9 protein-coding genes are annotated in these 19,299 nt (G+C 34.9%); all 9 read right to left on the reverse strand.

What is annotated here, in order from left to right; translation table 11 throughout:
- Positions 1 to 33: 33 nt before the first annotated feature.
- Positions 34 to 735, reverse strand: coding sequence for a hypothetical protein (locus BK582_RS17775; protein ID WP_244895422.1), 702 nt, complete (start codon positions 733 to 735; stop codon positions 34 to 36).
- A gap of 8 nt (positions 736 to 743) precedes the next feature.
- A complete protein-coding gene (gene pglZ / locus BK582_RS17780) occupies positions 744 to 2,678 on the reverse strand; it encodes a BREX-3 system phosphatase PglZ (RefSeq protein WP_078596330.1) in 1,935 nt (644 codons plus the stop codon).
- A gap of 13 nt (positions 2,679 to 2,691) precedes the next feature.
- Positions 2,692 to 5,583: a DNA methyltransferase gene (locus BK582_RS17785; RefSeq protein ID WP_078596331.1), complete on the reverse strand. Its 2,892-nt coding sequence runs from the start codon at positions 5,581 to 5,583 to the stop codon at positions 2,692 to 2,694.
- A 13-nt stretch (positions 5,584 to 5,596) separates the two neighbouring features.
- Positions 5,597 to 9,298 carry a DUF6079 family protein gene (locus tag BK582_RS17790; protein WP_078596332.1) on the reverse strand — a complete coding sequence of 1,234 codons (3,702 nt, stop codon included), beginning with the start codon at positions 9,296 to 9,298 and terminating at the stop codon, positions 5,597 to 5,599.
- A 24-nt stretch (positions 9,299 to 9,322) separates the two neighbouring features.
- Positions 9,323 to 9,778 carry a BREX-3 system P-loop-containing protein BrxF gene (gene brxF / locus BK582_RS17795; RefSeq protein ID WP_139368265.1) on the reverse strand — a complete coding sequence of 152 codons (456 nt, stop codon included), beginning with the start codon at positions 9,776 to 9,778 and terminating at the stop codon, positions 9,323 to 9,325.
- Positions 9,779 to 9,935: 157 nt separating this feature from the next.
- Entirely contained in the window at positions 9,936 to 11,639 is a 1,704-nt protein-coding gene (gene drmB / locus BK582_RS17800; protein ID WP_078596334.1) for a DUF1998 domain-containing protein, read from the reverse strand.
- Positions 11,632 to 14,955 (reverse strand): DISARM system helicase DrmA, encoded by a 3,324-nt coding sequence (drmA, locus tag BK582_RS17805; RefSeq protein ID WP_078598093.1) that lies wholly within the window; start codon positions 14,953 to 14,955, stop codon positions 11,632 to 11,634. Before drmA ends, drmB begins: the two co-directional genes overlap by 8 nt.
- 11 nt (positions 14,956 to 14,966) lie before the next feature.
- Positions 14,967 to 16,712 (reverse strand): DEAD/DEAH box helicase, encoded by a 1,746-nt coding sequence (locus BK582_RS17810; RefSeq protein WP_078596335.1) that lies wholly within the window; start codon positions 16,710 to 16,712, stop codon positions 14,967 to 14,969.
- A gap of 99 nt (positions 16,713 to 16,811) precedes the next feature.
- On the reverse strand, positions 16,812 to 19,247 hold the full coding sequence (locus BK582_RS17815) for a DEAD/DEAH box helicase family protein (RefSeq protein ID WP_078596336.1): 2,436 nt from the start codon (positions 19,245 to 19,247) through the stop codon (positions 16,812 to 16,814).
- Positions 19,248 to 19,299: the final 52 nt, after the last annotated feature.

Below are 19,299 nucleotides of genomic sequence, written 5' to 3' on the forward strand. Positions count from 1 at the left end.
TAAAGAAAACCTTATTCATAAGAATAAGGCAGTTTATATTTTTTCAACGATTAAATTCTCAACTCCTTGGTTGTAAATGGAAAAACTATTTTTCCGCTTCTTTAACTGTTGGAGATTTAGTTTGTACTGAAACGGAAAAAATAAAGGATGATTCGTAGCCATGTCTACATAGATTGTATCACTCTCTAACACAGTCAAAAGCGTATCAAGTAATAAAGCATGCAGTAGTGGATTATCTATATATACTTTTTGATTTTCCATATATGTTTTATTATTCCCAGGAATAATAATTTTCCAAGCTTTCATACTCATCAAAACTGCACTTGTTGCTACTTCAACTCTTCTCCTATCGCCATAGGATTCTTTCATTCGTTTACTAATAGATGTACTTGATATATTTTCCTGTACTTGAAATAATCTCCCGAATTCTGTTGCTACATCTTTAAAAAACGGATAAGCAACAATGGTCATACACCAATGGACAAATAAACGTTCTTCTTTAGTAAATTCATTAAAGTTTTTTAATACCTCTTCTCTAACTAATATCAACTCATCAGGAACGTTTACCCATATCTTCATCAACATTGTTATCGCATTTTTACGTGATTTAGCCCCTGTAATATCTTCGCGTAAGAACCCGTCGAGTATGGCGTACATCTCGGTTTTGGTGTTTTTTTTTGATTGCTTAGCTGTATAGTCTAAATGATGTATTAAAACTTTTTGATCAAAACCCACTGGTTTGGTCAATTCAACCCACTTCCCTTAATTGGTTCAACTTTTACAAATGGTACTAAGACCTCTTCAATACTTATTCCTCCGTGGGACAGTACTTTAGAGTCTTCGGGTACATACGCCTTTCCGTATGGAGCTAATAAAACGTGAAAATCTTCTGGCAACCCAATATTAGGCCACTTCAATGAAGGTATATTTGTAGCAGAGTTTTTATAAATAGTATAGTCATCGTAGATACGTACACGTTCACCTGTTTGATCTACTAAAACTCCTTCTTGAATCCGTCCTACACCGCTAGCACTAGTATTACCATGGTCTGAAGTTATATAAATAGTAAAGCCTGCGCTCTGTAAGTCCAGTAAAAAATTCTCTAAATAATCGGAGTCTAACCATAAATTTAAATTAGTATAAACACCTTTTTCACCCAAAACTGAGTGGTGAATAAATTGATCAATAATATCAATAACAGCTCCGTAAACCTTAGTAGCTTTTCTGGATAATCCTTTTATTTTGCTACTATCATAAGTTTCAACACCTAGTCCTTTTTGGTACGTTACATATTGTTTCAGAATACCTTGATCTTCCCAAAAAGCTTTCCACCATTTTTCTTCTGCAGATGTGGTGGAAATATGTTTACTAAAAGTTAATGGCATTTTCCCTGAAAAGATGGCCTGCCGGGAAACAGATGTTAAGGTGGGGACCCAAGCGAAAACACCATTCTCAGTAAATGAAAAACCTTTTTCCTTTAAGTGATTCCTCACTAACATCCAGTCAGGAAAGCTCATTCCATCTAAAACTAACAAAGCAACTTTTTCATTTTTACTTTTTTCTTTATTTATTACATAAGGTATATGATGTACAAATTTTGGTTTAGGAGATGGAGGTAAACTTGTTAAAGAGTGATAATACTTCACTATCCATTCTTGAAAAGATTGGTTAACTTTTTTGAAAAGTTGCTCTGTATCTCTACCAACACGAATAGATGTATGCTTATATTCAGATAGGTATTCAATTATATTAATCCAATCCGTATACCTTTTAGCATCCAACAGTTTAGCTTCAATTTCATCGAATAAGTATGATAATTTCTTATCTCCATCTTCTTCTCCTTTTTCTTCTATACCAGTTCTCATCCAATCTGGAAACAAAGAAGTCTCTACATGTTCTACTTTCTTAATAATACCCTCCATAAATAGATCACTCATCATTCTTCGAACATCACCGTCAGCAAGTGGACTATTATAAATTACAGTAGACGAATCGCAAATTTGGCCATTCTTAATTTTGGAATACTCTTTTACTAGATCACTCCATTGTTGTTCGATATATTTATAAAAGAAGGAAGAAGATCGAATCATTTTCTTTAATGGTAGCTGTCTAAATATATCAATTTTACTCCATTCATCATAAAGAAAGTTTTGTACTACATTTGGAACTTCTTGATCTTTATAATGAATGGATAGGAGTGCTTTATATAACTCCACTTCCCGATCTATAATGTCATAAGGAATTTTATATAAATTTCTGATTAAGAAAGATAATGTTTCTTGGGCAGAGGAAGGCCCGGAATATAAAGAATGGAGGCGATCTAATTCATCAAATTCCTCACTACTTATCTGGCGGATAACTATAGCTGAAAATTTAGGATATAATGAGTGAATATCTAATTTAATTTTTAATGCTTTTTTCTCAAATTCATAAGGTAAGAAGATGTCCTCATTGGCTATCAACAAAATTTTAAATTTACCTTCCTGCTCACGGAACTTTAGTTCATACAAAAAGCGAAATGAGATAGAATCCTCGTATCTTAGTACTTCATAACCCTGATAAGGTAAACTATTCAAAATATGCTCATCGTTCAACAGTAAATCAAAGTCCTGAACAAAGAGAAAGGAACAATCTTGATTTTTAAACTTGCCAATAATTACATCTCGCCATTTGGACATCTTCTTTCCCCCCTTACAAACCTAAATGCGTACAAGCATTATCATAGTACATTAATAGTTTATCGTCTTCTTGAATAACTTTTTCCGGAATGCGTTCTCCTATATTAACAATTGTTTCAAAATTCTTTTCTTTATATGCCTTCTTAAAACCAGCACGAATTGATTCAGTACGAAAATGTTTTAACTTCTTATTATTCCCTTCTAAATCTTTTAGGTAGCCATCAAATTCTCGTAACAAGGACCTTTCCCGAAGTTTTTCTAAGTCTGCTTGTTTATTTGGATCAGGAACATACCATCGGTGCATTGCTCTTGCAATCAGTTTTGTGTCGCTAGGTTCTAAATTACGTAAATCTTTATAATTTTTTCTCAAGTATGTGAAAATTTGGCTTGGAACATGACCATTTCCGTCATATCTTAAAAAATTCTGATTTAAAAGATCGTCTAGTTCAGGAAGGATTTCATGTTTTGCTATATGCTGCAGTTCCTTTATGAAATTAGGGTGGATATCCTGACGTGTTTGTGGTTTTTTTAACAACTGCTGTCGTATCCATTCTATAGCACTGTTCTCATCAGAAACAAATAGACTGGTTTGAGTAAACTCTCTAACTAAGATCCTCTTTTTATCATATTCAGCTATTTGACTTTCCAAAAATGCCATACCATCTCTCATAGGAAATTTTTGTGATACCCCTTGTTGGAATTCTGCAGAAGATAATGGAACCGGCAATCCATTTTGCACATAAAAGGCTACCATACGATCAAAAAGAACACGAGGAGTTCTTTCTTGAATTACTTCTGCTTTCCCTGTATATCCACTAAACACAGGTAATTGCTCTAAGTGTTGTGCAATAAAAATCCAGGTCGATTCATTTAAACTTTCTTGTTTTTTTATCTTTATTAAACTTTCCTTTTTTGGTTTATATGCAGAAATTACAAGATCTTGTTTTACTGCTGTTGAAGTAGTAATAGCTTTAAAACTGCCTTTCTTCTTATCAAGAGAGGAGACGTTGGCTATTACAAAGCCTGATTCAGTTATAGAATTTTGTATTACATTCCAAACCTCGGCTTTAGTGTTAGAAAATTCAACTGTTAACCATCTTCCTGGTTTAAGCACTCTATAAGCTTCACTAAAACATTTAGAAATAAGTCCTTTATATTCATTTAATAATTTCTTCTGATATTTGTTAACAATAGCTTCTTCCTTATTATTGGTATGGACTTTTAACCAAGCTTCCCAAATATAATTTAATTCAGAGTACATTAAGTTTCCACCAAATGGTGGGTCGAGAAAAATATAGTCTATTGAATCTGACTTGATAAAAGATAAATTTGTAGAAGAATTGATTGATTGGATTACTCCTTGTGTTGATAAAGCCCAGTTCTTGCTTTGTTGAGTTTTTAATGATTTTTCAATTTGTATTAACATATTTAATTCTTTAACTAATGAAGGAATATAATAGGTTCCTGATAAAGGGCCACCACCAGCTCCCCATTTTCCACTTTGATAAGTTAACCCATACATTTTTGTTATACGAGTAGCGACTCGGGTTACAACTTTACTTAAGTTTCTAATATCCCCTTGTTCAATAAAAGTTCCTAAAACTAATAAGTTTCTATTAGTATAAAATTTATGAATATGTGTGAGGCCTGCCTTTTTAGGTCGTAGTGTTTCCTCACCATCTGGTAATTCATCAATTGGTATTGAATTTATTGGTTCAAGAGTGTTAATTATCTTAATTAATTGTCTATCGAATTCATCGGGCTTTTTTATATAGCGCTTTTTATTATAAGTATAATTTATTAAAACTGGTTCTTGTTTAATTTGTCTAGTTATTTTATTCAAGTAGGGATCATATTCTTCAATATATGATTTATCTATCAAATTCTTTGATAAAAGCACCCCACAATTTGGACAGTCAAAATTATCATTAATAACGCCAGTTTCTTCATTTACAGCTTCATTCCAGTAAACTATTTCAGATAGACATTCCCGGCAAATGAAAACATCAGACCAGGCCACAAAATTAGTGGTTCCAACAACAGAATCTAATTTATTTAAAGCATGTGAACCTTTTTCAAGGTTTGTTACATTTGAAATCACTTTCTTAGCGGCACTAATCTCATTGTCCGAAGCATCATGTAAGGTTTTAAACATCCAATTAGTCTTGTTAGCAGTTTCTTTTAAAGTATCCATTAAATATTTTAATTCTAACTTAGTATCCTGCATATTAAAGTTATAGGAGATATATGAGGATGCAGCTGAAAGGTCATTTAATATAACTTTTCTTTCTCCAATAGTCGAAAAGGGAACTCTACTAATTGTTCCATCAATATTTTCTATTTTAGTTAATATCTCACTGTCCTTTACTTCATAACCAAGTTCCAATAATTCCTTCTCTGAAGAACAAAATTGTGCAGCTACCCCGGTCATTCCAGTACCGGAAAAACTATCCAATATTATATCGCCAGGTTCAGTATAATTGAGAATATAACGCATGATTGCCTTATGAGGCACTTTTGTAGGGTAGGGATGAAATTTATAACTTTTGTCATACTTTCCTTCAGAAACATTTGCTATAAAAGGTTTCCGATTATATTCTTCATTTAGACCTCTACCATTCTTATCCTTTTTTTCTTTCTCCCACTCCTCAATATAATCTTTTATCCAAGGATTTGGGCATGCAGTGTAATAAGGAGGGTCAGATAAGGCAATGATGTCTTCGTCTTCTCCGATTGGAAATCCTTCTATTTTCTTTAGTTCAGGCAATTTTTTTCTTAATTCTTCCCTGAAGTATTCTCTTCTCTCTTCCTCATTGTTAAAGGTTATTCCCAAGCAGACAGCAGGTTTGTTATCTGCTTGAGAGTCTTCATTCATAAAGGAAAGTTGGGTTGATTCTTTTTCCATTATTATCCCCCTCTTATTTCTTAACGGTTATTCGAACTCGGTTTTCATCATTATGCCCAACCATTGCTCGCAAAAGTTTTTCGAAATTCCCCTTTGCTTCTTGGACTGTAATTGGATTACCATCACCTACCACCTTTATTAATTGCTCAATATCAATTCTTTCTTGGTGGATTCCCTTTAAAACGATATTTATAGCGTTTATAAGTTCAATTGAAATAGGCAAATTAAATTGTTTCTGATCTATAAACGATATAATAAGTAGTTTTTGTCTATCATCTAACAACTCAATACTTTCTTTTACCTCTGGATCATTGAAGTTTGTTAACAATGTTTCCGTCCACCTAGTAAGGATAATTTCTAATTCCTCTTCCAGGTCTTCGAGAGATATTTTATCTCTGTTTAATTCCTCCCTAGGATTAAAGTGACAATTAGTACATTCAGGTTGGTGCTCTAATCCTTCAGCAGTTAAATAATAACAATCCTTTAATGATTTTATTTTTTCACGCCATTGATCAAAAACATTACTGGACTTAAAAAGTTCTATCTTTGTTGCCAACATATTTATTGCTTCATATCTATTATCCTGAAGCAAAGAGGCCTTTTTACGATTTTCAGTAGCATTGAGCCTACTATCTTGATGTAACTGAAGATAATGGTTAATATATTCTCTTTTCAACCTTTCTAATTCAGCGATCTCATTTGAGCAATTTTCATCATTTTTTAATGCGACACTTAAATTGTCTAATGCTATATCAACTTCATTTATCCAATCCTTACTTGGTGAAACGATGTACCTCGCTTTTGTTAAATAATCAGCAATCTTCGTATATTCAACAACTCTTTTTTGTAAATTCTCAAGCTTATTTAAAGTTTTTAAATGTTGTTTTTCCGCTTCAATTCTTTCTAAGCCATACTTAAGATTTACCATTTTTGCACGGGTATTATATACCTTAATTCCTTGTAAAAATTCATTTAGACTATTTAACTCTGATTTGTATGCTTCTGTTTCTTCAGCATTAAATAGAGGCCCGTCCCATTTTTGGAACTTGGTATTAAAGTTATTTAACATTTCCACTGTACGATTTGTTTCTTCACTTGCTTTTGAGATGATTTGTTTAATCCCCCGTTCAACTAAATCAGGGTCTGAAAAATCTACCTTAAAGCCCTCAAATATGTTTATTAGTTCCTGGATTTCAAGGATCGGAAGTCCACTTGGCTTCTTAATGTGGCTAAAATAGGTTATTTCTTCGATTGGTAATTGAACAAATTCTGAAAAATTCATTGCTTCATATGTTTTTCCGCCGATAGTAACGACTATTTCACCACTTTGAATTAATGCCCCAATTACAACTACAAGTAATTCAGGCTCCATTTTAAACTTCTTAGTAACTCGTTGATCCGGTGTACCTTGAACCGTATTTATCACTTCAATTAATTCGTTTTGATTTAATACCTGGCCTTTTTCTTTGTCATTTAATAAGTCAACTACCCACTTTGCATAACCGGAATTTCTTGTTGTCGGGTTTCCAGTTTGGTCTAATAAAACCAAGCCATCAAGAATTGCTTCCCCTTGTAGTTTTTTTCTACCATTTAAATAATCTAACGCATCTTTTACATACGTATGCATATTACCTTTCGTCAAATATGAACGTTCAATTTTTCTGAAACTTGGATAATCCCCATATTTCTCTTCAAAGTATTGAGAAAGCAAATCATGAGATACAGAATCAATTAGATCAACCAACGTATCTGGATTTTGTGGTAAAAATAGGCCATGATCCAAAACACCGGCTTCTTTACCTCTATATATAACTTCATATGCGTCTACAAAATGATCCTTTATCCACTTCACTAATTTCTTTTGGTACTCAGTAATTTTGGGTTTATATAAACTTTTATTTGTTGTTGTGTCATTATACATAACGGTAGCTCCGCCATACAACCGAAGTAATTTAATAAACTCATCGTTTTTCTTACTTAAACGGAAGAAAACTTCATCTTCTTTTTCTTCATTTTTATATTTTGGCTCCTCAAATGCTTGCAGCATATAAATATAAAAATCACGTTCTGGCTGGGCTGTTGATCGTTCGTTAGGTGCACCAAAAAATAAGTAACCTTGACGTTTGACACGTTTTTCCATCCAAGGTATTTCATGTAACCAAATTTTATAACCATGGACATACGTGTTGTCGGACACTTCGGTTGCCATTTTTAATACATCGAAATAATAACTATCCAATTGGTTATTACTTAGCATTTCTCCCCGTTGGCTAATTAATTCATCTACAGGAACAGCTTCATCAATATTAATAAAATATTGCCCGTTCTCTTCATTTAGAGATATGAATTGAAAACTTGCAGCATTTCGTAGATCTTTCATTGCCGAATCGATTGTTGTTTTTAACATATCAGCAACTTCGTCATCGAAGTCTAATAATGTAGAATTACTAATAAAAAGTTTATCCCTCATTGCTCCCGATGTAAGTCCAATTGGAGTGTTAAGATCCTCTGTTGTTAAACGAAAGACCGCTAATGCATGTACCATCTGTTCTGCCATTGGCTTATATAAACTTTTCACCCCAGTTTGAATGGTACCTTTTAAGGTGTTTACTTTGTCCATTATCATTTTGACTCTATCGTTTGAGCGTAAGGAAGAATCTTCGATAATATAATTCCAATATCGATCAAAAGAAATAAATCCTGTTTCATAGTCTGGTACGTCTTTTGTAATCAACTTTCTAATTTCGTCACTAATCGTTTTTAATGCAACACGTTTTTCAGCAATATTAACTCTTTCAAACATTTCAAGATAGCTAGGATGGATAGGAAACATATTTACATAGGTATCAATTTCCTCAGCTAGCCCGTTGTACATCTTCGTAAATTTACTTAAATGTTCTCGGATTAGTGCCTTTTGTTCTTCATTTTTTTTCAATAAGCGCTCGGAAACAACAAAGGCAATATCTTCACGAACAATCCTAGTTTCTTTAAAGCGTTCTTTTACTCTTCTTAAGGAATCTGCTACAAAGCTAAAATGAGGATTATCAAAAAGCATCTCCTGTACTCCAGAGATAAATCGAAAACGTGATTGACTACATACTTCCCCAACTTCTCGTAGAAAACCGAGGTCTAAAGTTAGCTCTTGTTCTTTTCGACTTCTTAAATAATCTAACAGTTCATCTATAACTAAAAGCAAGCCTTGATCTGGATATTCCTCGTTAAATAACTCCATCATTTCATATAACATATCTTTATTGTTTGTTACCTGGTTTGCAGGAGGAAAAGAGTATTCAATACCCATTCTTTCTAACCCTTTTTCTAAATGATGGCAAATAATATCACGTAGAGACATTGTAACTGCACCAAACTCTGCACGAATAACTTGGAATTTCCCTTCTACTTCTTTAGCTTTTTCGGAAACCTTCTCGTATCGTAGGTACTGACTAGAATTTGGTAACTCAGCTATAGTTGATACGACACTCATTAAATGAGATTTACCAGACCCGTAGTTTCCAACAATTAACATACCACGATTATCTACCATACGATCAAATTGGAGATTCTCAAATATGTCATAAATTAATTTATCCTCCATATGTTCTGATACAACATAGGATTCTAATAAAGCAATAGCTCGATCTTTATTATCTGCTTCCCTTAATTGGATAACTGATTCAATCGGCTCAAATGATATTAAGTCTTGATAACGAAGCATGTTAAACACCCCACATAATTTTAATTATTTATAAATCACACCTTCAAAGTCGCTACTAACAAAATACTCCGGGTGCCCGTACTCTGCATATATAAGTTGACCGTCTATATACCTACCTGGCCAATCTACAAGGAGTCTATACGATTTACTTAAGTTTTCTAACAACCTCACTGGATTAATTTTCAATTGAGGATCAAATAAAATATCAATATGCTGCAATATGTATATTTTCTCCTCATCTGCAAATGCATTCCTAAGTATATCTTCCATGAACATTGGGTATTTGTGTTTTGGAATACTTATTAAGCTCTCACTGATAACACTGTTAACATTTATTTTTTCCATCTCATCCAATATAGGTATACTCGCACTGAATGAACTATCAGTGCCAGCTAAGTAAATCAATTTATGATACCATTTCCTCATTTCCTTTATATTTTTATTCAAGCTATTTATATTCAAAATACCAACATCCTTCATTAAATTCTAAAATGTAAACAGCTATATTTCAATATTATTATACTTCCATTTTCGCCTGATAAACTCCTTTAATTCTACATCATTAATCAATAATATATTAATATAATTTAATGAACAAGTTAAAAAGGTGTAGCCCATAATAACTACACCTTAATCATTAAATTTTGAAGAAACCGGAATTTTCACCAGGGTTTATATTTAACAAAAGTCTTCGATCTAAAAGCTGGTTTCCCCATTCGCACGATGTTTCAGAAACGTAGGAGCAAGAATGGCAGGCAGCACCATTAGCAGTTGTATTATACTTAAATTCTCCTTCTGAACAATTAGGATCAGAAGAACAATACATCATTCTTTCTATTGCCCGAATAAAAATAGGATATAAATTTTCGGATGAAGCTTGTTCAATTAACCCACCAAGACTCCCTTCTGAATCACCAGACGCGGTATATATTAATACACCGTACATTATATCATTGCAATAGATTCTTTCTTTAAGTGCGGTGGTAGAATATCCCGAATACGCAGCCAATTCTTTAATTAAAGCATGACTAAACGTATGAAGAAGTACGTGCCTACTTTTAATAGGTAATGCCTTATATCCCATTTGATCCCTTTGTCGATTATATCTTAAAATTGCTTGTTCGGTAATTTTTTCATTCGGAGTAGTTGTTTCCCAATCTTTTAGTGTATTCTCGTTAAACCGGAAAAATATCCCTTCTCCAATGTTCCGTATTCCAGGAAGCCAATTTGTATTATTTTTCATAATAGGAAGCAGATCTTTTTGTTCACTAATTTCAAAGCGATCTAGATAATCGATTCGCGTGAAACCCTGAAGGACTTGGATCTCAGGGAGTGATTCAACCTTATGAATGGCAGAAAAATATTCTGTCATCTTATCATGTACATCTACTCTTACTGACTTATATCCAGATAGTAATGAATCATCATTATCTCCTGCAATAAGGGTGTTCCATTCTTGTTTACGAATTGATTCATAAGTTATTTCTTCGTCAAATTCTCCGTCAATTATTTTTTCTACTTTGTCTTTGTCCGAGTGATCGATTCCTAAGATAGTCAATTGCATTAAGAACATATCATCATTTAATTCTCGTGCCTTTACCAAGGCAGTTTCATTCTCCCTTACTAGTTCAAGAAATGGATCGCTATGTTGTTCAGTAAGTGGTATTTGTAAGAAACTAGTTACAGCTGGTGAATAAATATTAGACGCTCCCCGAAGGTACGTCTCCATAACTTCAGTACAAGATTCTCTATCCCCTATCCAAGGGCGTTCACCTGAACACTCTCTTAGGACAGATTGAAGTATTCCTTTTTTCATTATTGACCCTAATGATTGCTCTTCTTTACATTTAACACACTTAACACTTAAATCTGATAGAGAACCACTATCACCATGTCGTATAAATTTTAATATAGGTGTATTACTTGTACATGCTTTATCCTTATGAACCCATTCGATATACGGGAAATCCTGAATGTGGCCTTGGTTACAGGCAACTACAAATCTGCTTGGATATAATTCAACTTCCTCTCCATTTTGCTTACAAAAATGACAATATTGGTTTTTGAAATTTGTCATCATACTACATTTAGGGCATATCTTCCAATTAGGGAATTCCCGTGCTCTAATTTTAATGGAGTCCGGCCTTTCATTTAATAACTTAATATAGTCTATACCAATTGCACGAGTAATACGCTCATCTTTTTCATGCGGTGTGTACTTCGTATCCCATAAATCTGTTGCCATAACCATGACACTTTGATCCATCATATCAACTATGGACCCAGGTCCATAATGATAGACTAGTTGTGATGGCCTTAGCAACCCCATTTCTTTACTCATCTTTTAACCTCATCTCTTCCACCAAAATCTCACCTTCTACGTTTCGTAATGAGTTCATCGCAGGTTTTGAATCTTTAGTTTTAGGTTTCTCAGGAAATTGTCGTAACAAATGATCCTTGCAATATTTATCTTTTCGATAACTAAGTTGTTCCTTATATTTATCAGCCATTTCTTCCCACCAGTTAATGAAATCTTCCAACGTTACTTCTGCTTCATTCTCAGTCCACTTGTTAGTTTGATTAATCCTAGTTAGGAAACGGTCTCTCAACTCTTTTACTTCGAGGGTGAACCTGAACTTATTAGCACTTCTTTCGTTACTTATATTTATTAATGATTGTCTAAGGTAACCTATAAAAGCTCCCGTTAAGCCTTTTTTTCGGCTTCCTACAGAAAATGGAGTAACGCTCATTGTCTCTACGTGGCGGTAAAGAGCTTGATGATAGGCTTTAAAACGTTCAAAATGGGATAAATCACGGGAACGCATTGAATTAAATATAGTAAGTACTAGCCCAGGATATTCACGACCAATACGACTAGTTGCTTGGATATATTCTGATGTTGTTTTTGGTTGACCATGCATAACCATTATTCCTAACCTATTAACGTCAACTCCTACCGAAATCATGTTGGTTGCTAAAACAGCATCTAGAGCTCCCTGGTCCTGCATGTTTTTTTCCATCTTTGAAAGTAATTCGGGTATTTCTTTAGCCTTTTTTCTGCTGGTCATTTCTTCTACATGCAAATCATGAGAAAACTCTTTTTTACTGTCAATCATATCCAACCTAGTAGGAATTTCATCTTTGAACGTTGTTAACATTCCTGATAATTCTTTTACTGTATTAAAATAACCTAGCATAGTCCAATAAGGATCTAAAGTTTCTGAATTAGAAGAACGGGTGATCGCTGTTAAAGCAGCGTAAGTTTGAATAGATTGTATTTTTCCACTCACTCCTGGTGCACATATTCCTAAATATAAGCGACCTGGCTCTTTTTTAGTATCTATAGTACTCGAAACAAAATTTTCATCTGCTTTTTGTACTGCTAAAGGAAATTGAGTAACATTTCTTCCATATAAAGCTCTAACCTGTTCCTCTGCACCACGTATAGTTGCTGTAGATGCAATAATTTTAGGTCCAGTACCATTTTTTTGGCAAAGTAAATCTACTGCTACTTCATATAAACCAGTAAGAGAACCCAGCGGTCCGGATATTAAATGAAGTTCGTCTTGGATGATTAACTCAGGTGGTGTTAATCGATCTATTCTCTGCCAACCTCGTTTTGTCTCTTTATTTTCATAAGTAAAACCCTTTTCTGGATGGTAAAAATTTTTGAGGCCAAATAATTCATACATATTATTTTTCCATGGAAGTTGTGCAACTTTGTCCACTGTACCAATTAGTAGAGTCGGTACTTTTTTGTAAATTTCTTCATCAACTGTATAAACCGGAAGCCCTTCTGCATAAAACTCACAGTAAGAATAGTTACATTTAATTTTTTGAGTTTCCTCGGTGATTTCATAGTCTTCTGCTGATAAACTTGTACCACACCATGGACAGTGAGTGAGCTGCATTGGATTCCCTTTTAAAACTTCTTTACCTTGTTTTATTTCTTCCAACTTTTCACTAGCTTCTTTAAGACTATTAGGTGATGAATCACTCCCAATCCATAACCCGATACTAAAAGGGACAGTACCGTATAAATGAGGTTTTTCCGATCTTATAAATTCTGCTGCACAAATTAGTGCTGTTGCACGTTGAAATTGTTGTGTAGTTAGTAAACGAAGAGTATATCTCATAAAGATAGTTACACCTGCATATTCTTCAACATTAAAGACGTCAGATGATAGTCTTCTAAATGCCATTAAGTATGCTGTCACCCCTAAATATGCTTCTGTTTTTCCGCCGCCTGTTGGAAACCATATTAAATCTACTATGTCTCTATCTTGATGATTTTTATTAGACACACCAGAAATACTCATGAGGATAAACATGATTTGGAATAGTCTCCATTCCCCATCATTCACCGGCCTAACTCTTTTTCCAGAGGATCGATACTCTAATGCAACCTTTGTTTGTGCACGCTGTAACATCATACATCTATTCGCAAATTGGAATGCTTTTTTACCGATACAATCCTCTGACTTTGTAATATAAAAAATTCCTTCCTCAATTCTTTTTATTATTTCTCTTATCTTTTTTATATTTTCTTCTGCTTCTTTTTTTAGATGTGGCTCTAATTCTACAACTACTTTCTCTTGAAGCTTTAACCAACTTTTATATTCAACAGGAATAATCGATAAATAGTCATATAATTCTTTGGCAGACATCCTGCTTAAACTTTTCATTGAAAAGGTGTGTGTTTCAAATTTTCTATGCTTTATTGATGGTAACTCATAAAAAGGCAACCATGTTGATTCAATGGTCACTTGTTTTGAATCGTCCTTCCAATCCACTCCCACACCATGGCCGATTGCTAACTCTTTGCTATCTCTGTATAACAATTCATCAGAAATATTAAATCTGTCAGATTTAGATGTAAATAAAGCCATATACTCCTTAGAAAAGGATACCCTTAACTTTGTTTGGAACATAATTTCTTCTTGCTTTGGATAGGTATCTTCTCGTTCGTATGAGTTATATAAAAATATACTTACATGGTAAATACCTTCTCTTTCTATTACAGAATATTTAATCCTTGCTGGTTCAGAATTATTGTTTTTATTCGTTAATATTTTAGTCCTGTTATTTTTTAATTCTATATCCCAATATTCATGAAACTGCTTACGCCGATGTGAATCACCATGATACATACCCCATTCTGCATCAATCCTAATAGAACCCAATTTCTTCATTTTAAAACTAAACCCTAAGCTAGATGGACGAAAAACATCACGATAGCTGAGGTGCTCATCCGCTTTCTCCTCTTGAGTTAATTGGTTGGTCTGAATGTCAAATTCTTCTTCATTTACTACGTTAGAAGACGAACCAAATGGAACAAGTTTTCCAGTTAAATAAAGCTGCATAGGTCTTCTTCTTTTACCTAATTCCTCATCATTAAAAAAAGGGCCAACTAAAAACTTCTCTAGCTTATTTGTGATTTCTTTTCTTGTTTGTCGATAGCCTTCTTTATTTGTATTTATCTTTATTAACGATACTTTTTCATCGGTAAGCTGAAATATATGTGGAAAATCGTTTGCTACTCTTTCTAGCGTTCTACGGGTCCATGTGCTGTCTATCTCTTTGTAATCATTTAACGAAGCAACTCCATCGGCTTTTGTTTCTAGATAGGCCCTTAATTTTTCAGCACCTGGTTTCATAGTGCCCTGTTTCATACCATCACTCCGTCCATTTCATTTATTGCTTTCACTTGCCATTCATTAATAAATCTAGCATAGGCTAAAGGCTTCCCATGACGTTTCATATTCTGAGAAAAGTCCACAATATAACAATGTTTTGTTCCTCCAAATTTAGCACCACGTAAACCACGACCCACCATTTGTTCGTATAGAATAATACTGGAGGTTGGACGGCAAATTAGAATGTGATCTGTTTTCGGAGCGTCAAATCCTGTTGTCAGTACTCCATAATTAAAAAGAAATTCTATTTCTCCTTTCTTAAAAGCTTCAATATGTATTTTCCGTATTTGTTTCGGTGTTTCGGCTGTTATTACGGCAGATTTTCGACCAACAGAATTCATTACCATTGCTAAAAATTCCGCATGATCAACTGTGCAAGCATAAACTAATGCCGAACTACCTTGGGAAAGTGACATCATATACTCTATAATATGGAAATTTCTTTCTTGGTTCTCAGCAAGAACTCTTAAAAATTCCGAATTTAAATCTCCTGTTTCTTCATCTATCATATAGTCAGCCACTTCGACTTCTTCACCTTGTTCATGTAATAAAAAGATAGGCTCTGCTAAAAAACCTTCTTCTCTAAAATACAACATAGGATTATTCTCATACTCTTCTTTCTTTGGTATTGTAGGATGTATTAAATAAGCTTCAAACTGATTCACTAAATCAACTGTTTCGTCATTACTTCTACCTGGAGTAGCGGTCAAGCCACATATAGGGAATAACTTCTCACCAACTAATTCCCTTGCTTTATCAAAAACTAATTTATAACTATTAGCTGTTGCATGATGTGCCTCATCAATTATGACAGCACCACAATGTTTTAGTATTTCTTCAATAATGGGGTCTTTATTTTTAATCCGTGTATATAGCTGTTGGATACTAGCTATAACTGCTCCACCAACCAGGTTTTCCTCCTGAATTTTCTTTCCTCCAAAATATCTATATATCCTTAAGGCTTCAGTAAATTCTTTATCTTGCCACATATCCGTAATACAGGAAATAGCTTGTTCACAGAGTTCCTCTCCTTGAGCTATCCATAAAAGGTATTTACCTTCTGAAAATCTCGGTTGCATCCATTCTATAAAGCTTTCAACTGCTACTCTTGTTTTTCCACCACCTGTTGGCAATGTTACTACACATCTAGCTTTATCCTCTTCTTCATTGAGTACCCTTAACATCTTGTTTTTTACTTCGAGCTGATATTCAACTAGAGGTGGTAGGCTTTTCTTAGGTTCAATATCTTGAAAAGGTACTGCGCTTTGATCTTTTGGTATAGAAATGCCTGAAAAAACAAGTGGAAAACCTAAAGCTTGAGTAAAATCTCTAGCCCATTTTCCTCCCATAGTCCACTTTTTACTAGCTAACGCATTTGGCATATATGAGGGGGACTTAATATTTTTACCACTAATTTGGTTGCGATCATACAATTCAATTAGTTCCTTGTCGCCTAATTGCCTTAGTAATATTGCTCTTAATTCGCGAACAACAGAATTACTACCTGCGAATAAATATGGACCTTTGTTAATTACAATCAATCTAGCTAATTTGTAAACGTCCATTTCACCTTCTTCTAAATTTAATAACATATATGTTAAATCCTCATAATTCTCGTTACCAATAAACTTCGCCAAAAAATTTTTATCAACACCATATTGCTCAATTAATAACTGTACAGTTAGTCTAATATCCCTCTCTGTAGGAAATGCATTCATTTTCTCTGCTCCTTAATATGTATTACTACCTAGTTCTATTGTAACAAAATACACTTCTTTAATAGCTAGTTTTTAACACAGTTAAAATGTGGGACATTATTACAGGTCCTTAGTTTTCTTTTCGAAATAATTATGTAATCTATAATCGCAGATCTCTTTCGTCCACTCAAAAAGCTTTTCCTTATGCTCTTCAATAACATTAAACTCTAGCTGGAAAACACCATTTTCAAATGAGATCAACCCCTTCGAACTCCTGCTCCATTTTGTCATCGGCATTTTTGATATTAAATTAGTGACTTTCTCTTCGTCATACTCCCACAATCTCTTCCCCTGCTTGTCAGAGAAGTCGATTCGCTTCCGGTATTCTTTTTCTGTTAAATAGTTATGGAAATAGGAAGCTGCTTCTTCTGGGGTGACTGGATCTATCCAATTATCGACACCACGGCTCAGCATGTATGAGAGCACAACCATTTTATAACTCTTCGACATTCCTGTACTTTCCACTTCTTTAAGCCAGGCTTCATATTTTTTGAAGACTTCTTCTTCATGCTGGTCAAGTTCTCCTGCCCAGTATAGAAAACCGGCATATGACTTGAACTGGTCTTTATATTCTTTTGTCTTTGCGTTTCCGTGTAAATGGAGTTCCAGGTAAGTTGGCCTTCTCCCCAGTTCCTGTTTTAACCGGAGATATTCCTCTCTTAACATCTCTCTTCTTGGCTGTCGTTTTCTCCGCAGTTCTATTATCAGGTCAATAACTTCCGTTTCAAATTCAGCAATGCAGTTTGCCGGCACTTCTGGGACATAAGCACCGTTCTTTTTCCTTTCTTCTTCTGTCCGTGTATCCAGCAGGCTCAGTTTATTATCTGCATTGCGGTAGTTGCCTATTAGATCAATGACTGTACAAAAGTTTTTGCCTTCATAAAGGCGAAGGCCTCGGCCTATTTGCTGGGTAAAAATAGTCAATGATTCAGTAGGCCGTACAAATAGCATTGTATCAAGAGCTGGAATGTCAGTACCTTCATTAAAAAGATCCACCGTAAAGATAATCTCCAGGTCTCCTTTTTCAATAAACTGGATGGCTTCTGACCTCGTGTACTCTCCACCCTGGGAGTGGAGAGCCGTTGCGTTAATTCCTTGGGTTTTAAAGTAATCAGCAAGAAATTGCGCCTGTTTTATAGAGGAACAAAATGCAAGCGTCCTTGTCTGCTTATGTTCCTGCCATTTAGTGAATATTTTCTCAGCCATCTCATCCTTCAGCTGGGCTGCAAGGAGCTCTTCCTGATCATATTGCGTGCCAAGCCAGGTGATCTGGTAATAATCCGTTTCATCATACACACCTATATAGTGGAAAGGTGCCAGCCAGTCCTTTTGTATCGCCTCGATAAAATGAAGCTGGTAAGCCACGTTACCACCACATAGACCATATACATCCTTTCCGTCCATCCGGTCAGGTGTTGCAGTAATACCAAGGAGAAACTCCGGCTGGAAAAAATCAAGCACCCGTTTATATGTATTTGCAGCTGCGTGGTGGAATTCATCCACTACAATGAGATCAAAACTGTTTTTTTCAAAACTGGAAAGATGCCTTTCATTCGCTAGAGTAAAAATAGAAGCAAAAACAAAATCTGTGTCCCCTTCTTTTTCCGTCCCGTTATACAGGCCGGCGGAGCGGTCTGGCATAATATGTTGGAATGATTCCTTTGCCTGCTTTAGTATTTCTTCTCTGTGAGCAACAAAGAGAACACGTTTAAAGTTTTTAGCAAAAAATCCAGCCAGGTAGGTCTTCCCCAGTCCGGTAGCCATGACTACCATCGCCTTGTCATAGTCTTCTTCTCTCACTGTCTCCAAAGCTTCAAGCGCTTCCAGCTGTGCTTCACGGGGCGTAATTGTGTCATAACTGCCTTTGTCTTCTATCACCACTGTTCCTTCACTGTCTTTTGCTGGCTTATTCGGTAGCATCATTTCGATTTCTTCCGCTTTCGTCCAGGTACGGATCAGCTCAGGGTTTTCCCTGTGGTAAGTATTATATAATTCCTCATACTCCCGGATCGTTTCTTTATTAACTGGGATTGTCTGCTCGTGGAGGTATAATTTTAGAAACTCATTTAAAGCTTTTTCATATGTATTGACGGAAGCCTCTGATTCCATGGACAGATTCCATTCCACTCCGTATGTAAGGCCAGATCTTGAGAGGTTGGAGGATCCAATAACCAGAGCTCCCTCATTTTCTTCATACTGGAACATGTAAGCCTTCGGGTGAAATGATCTGCCATTGCTTTTAAAAAGGCGGACTTCCATTTTTTCATCCAGTGAGATAAGTTTCCTCAGAGCTTCCGGCTGCGTGACAAATAAGTAATCTCCCGTGCAAATCTTTACTTCAGCACCTCGGCTAAGAGCCTCCTTAAGAGGCCCGGCAAGAACATCCACCCCGGATTTCATTACAAAAGAAGTAAGTATGTATATAGAAGACGAACGACTGATAGATTTCTTCAGTTCTTCAACCAGTGATTCTGTAATAAGGTTAACTTTGCTCATAGCTTCCCGCTCCCAAATATTGTCTATAGGTTTAGTTTACCATACAGGGAGC

The sequence above is a fragment of the Evansella clarkii genome (assembly GCF_002019695.1).
GTDB classification, from domain to species: Bacteria; Bacillota; Bacilli; order Bacillales; family Salisediminibacteriaceae; genus Evansella; species Evansella clarkii.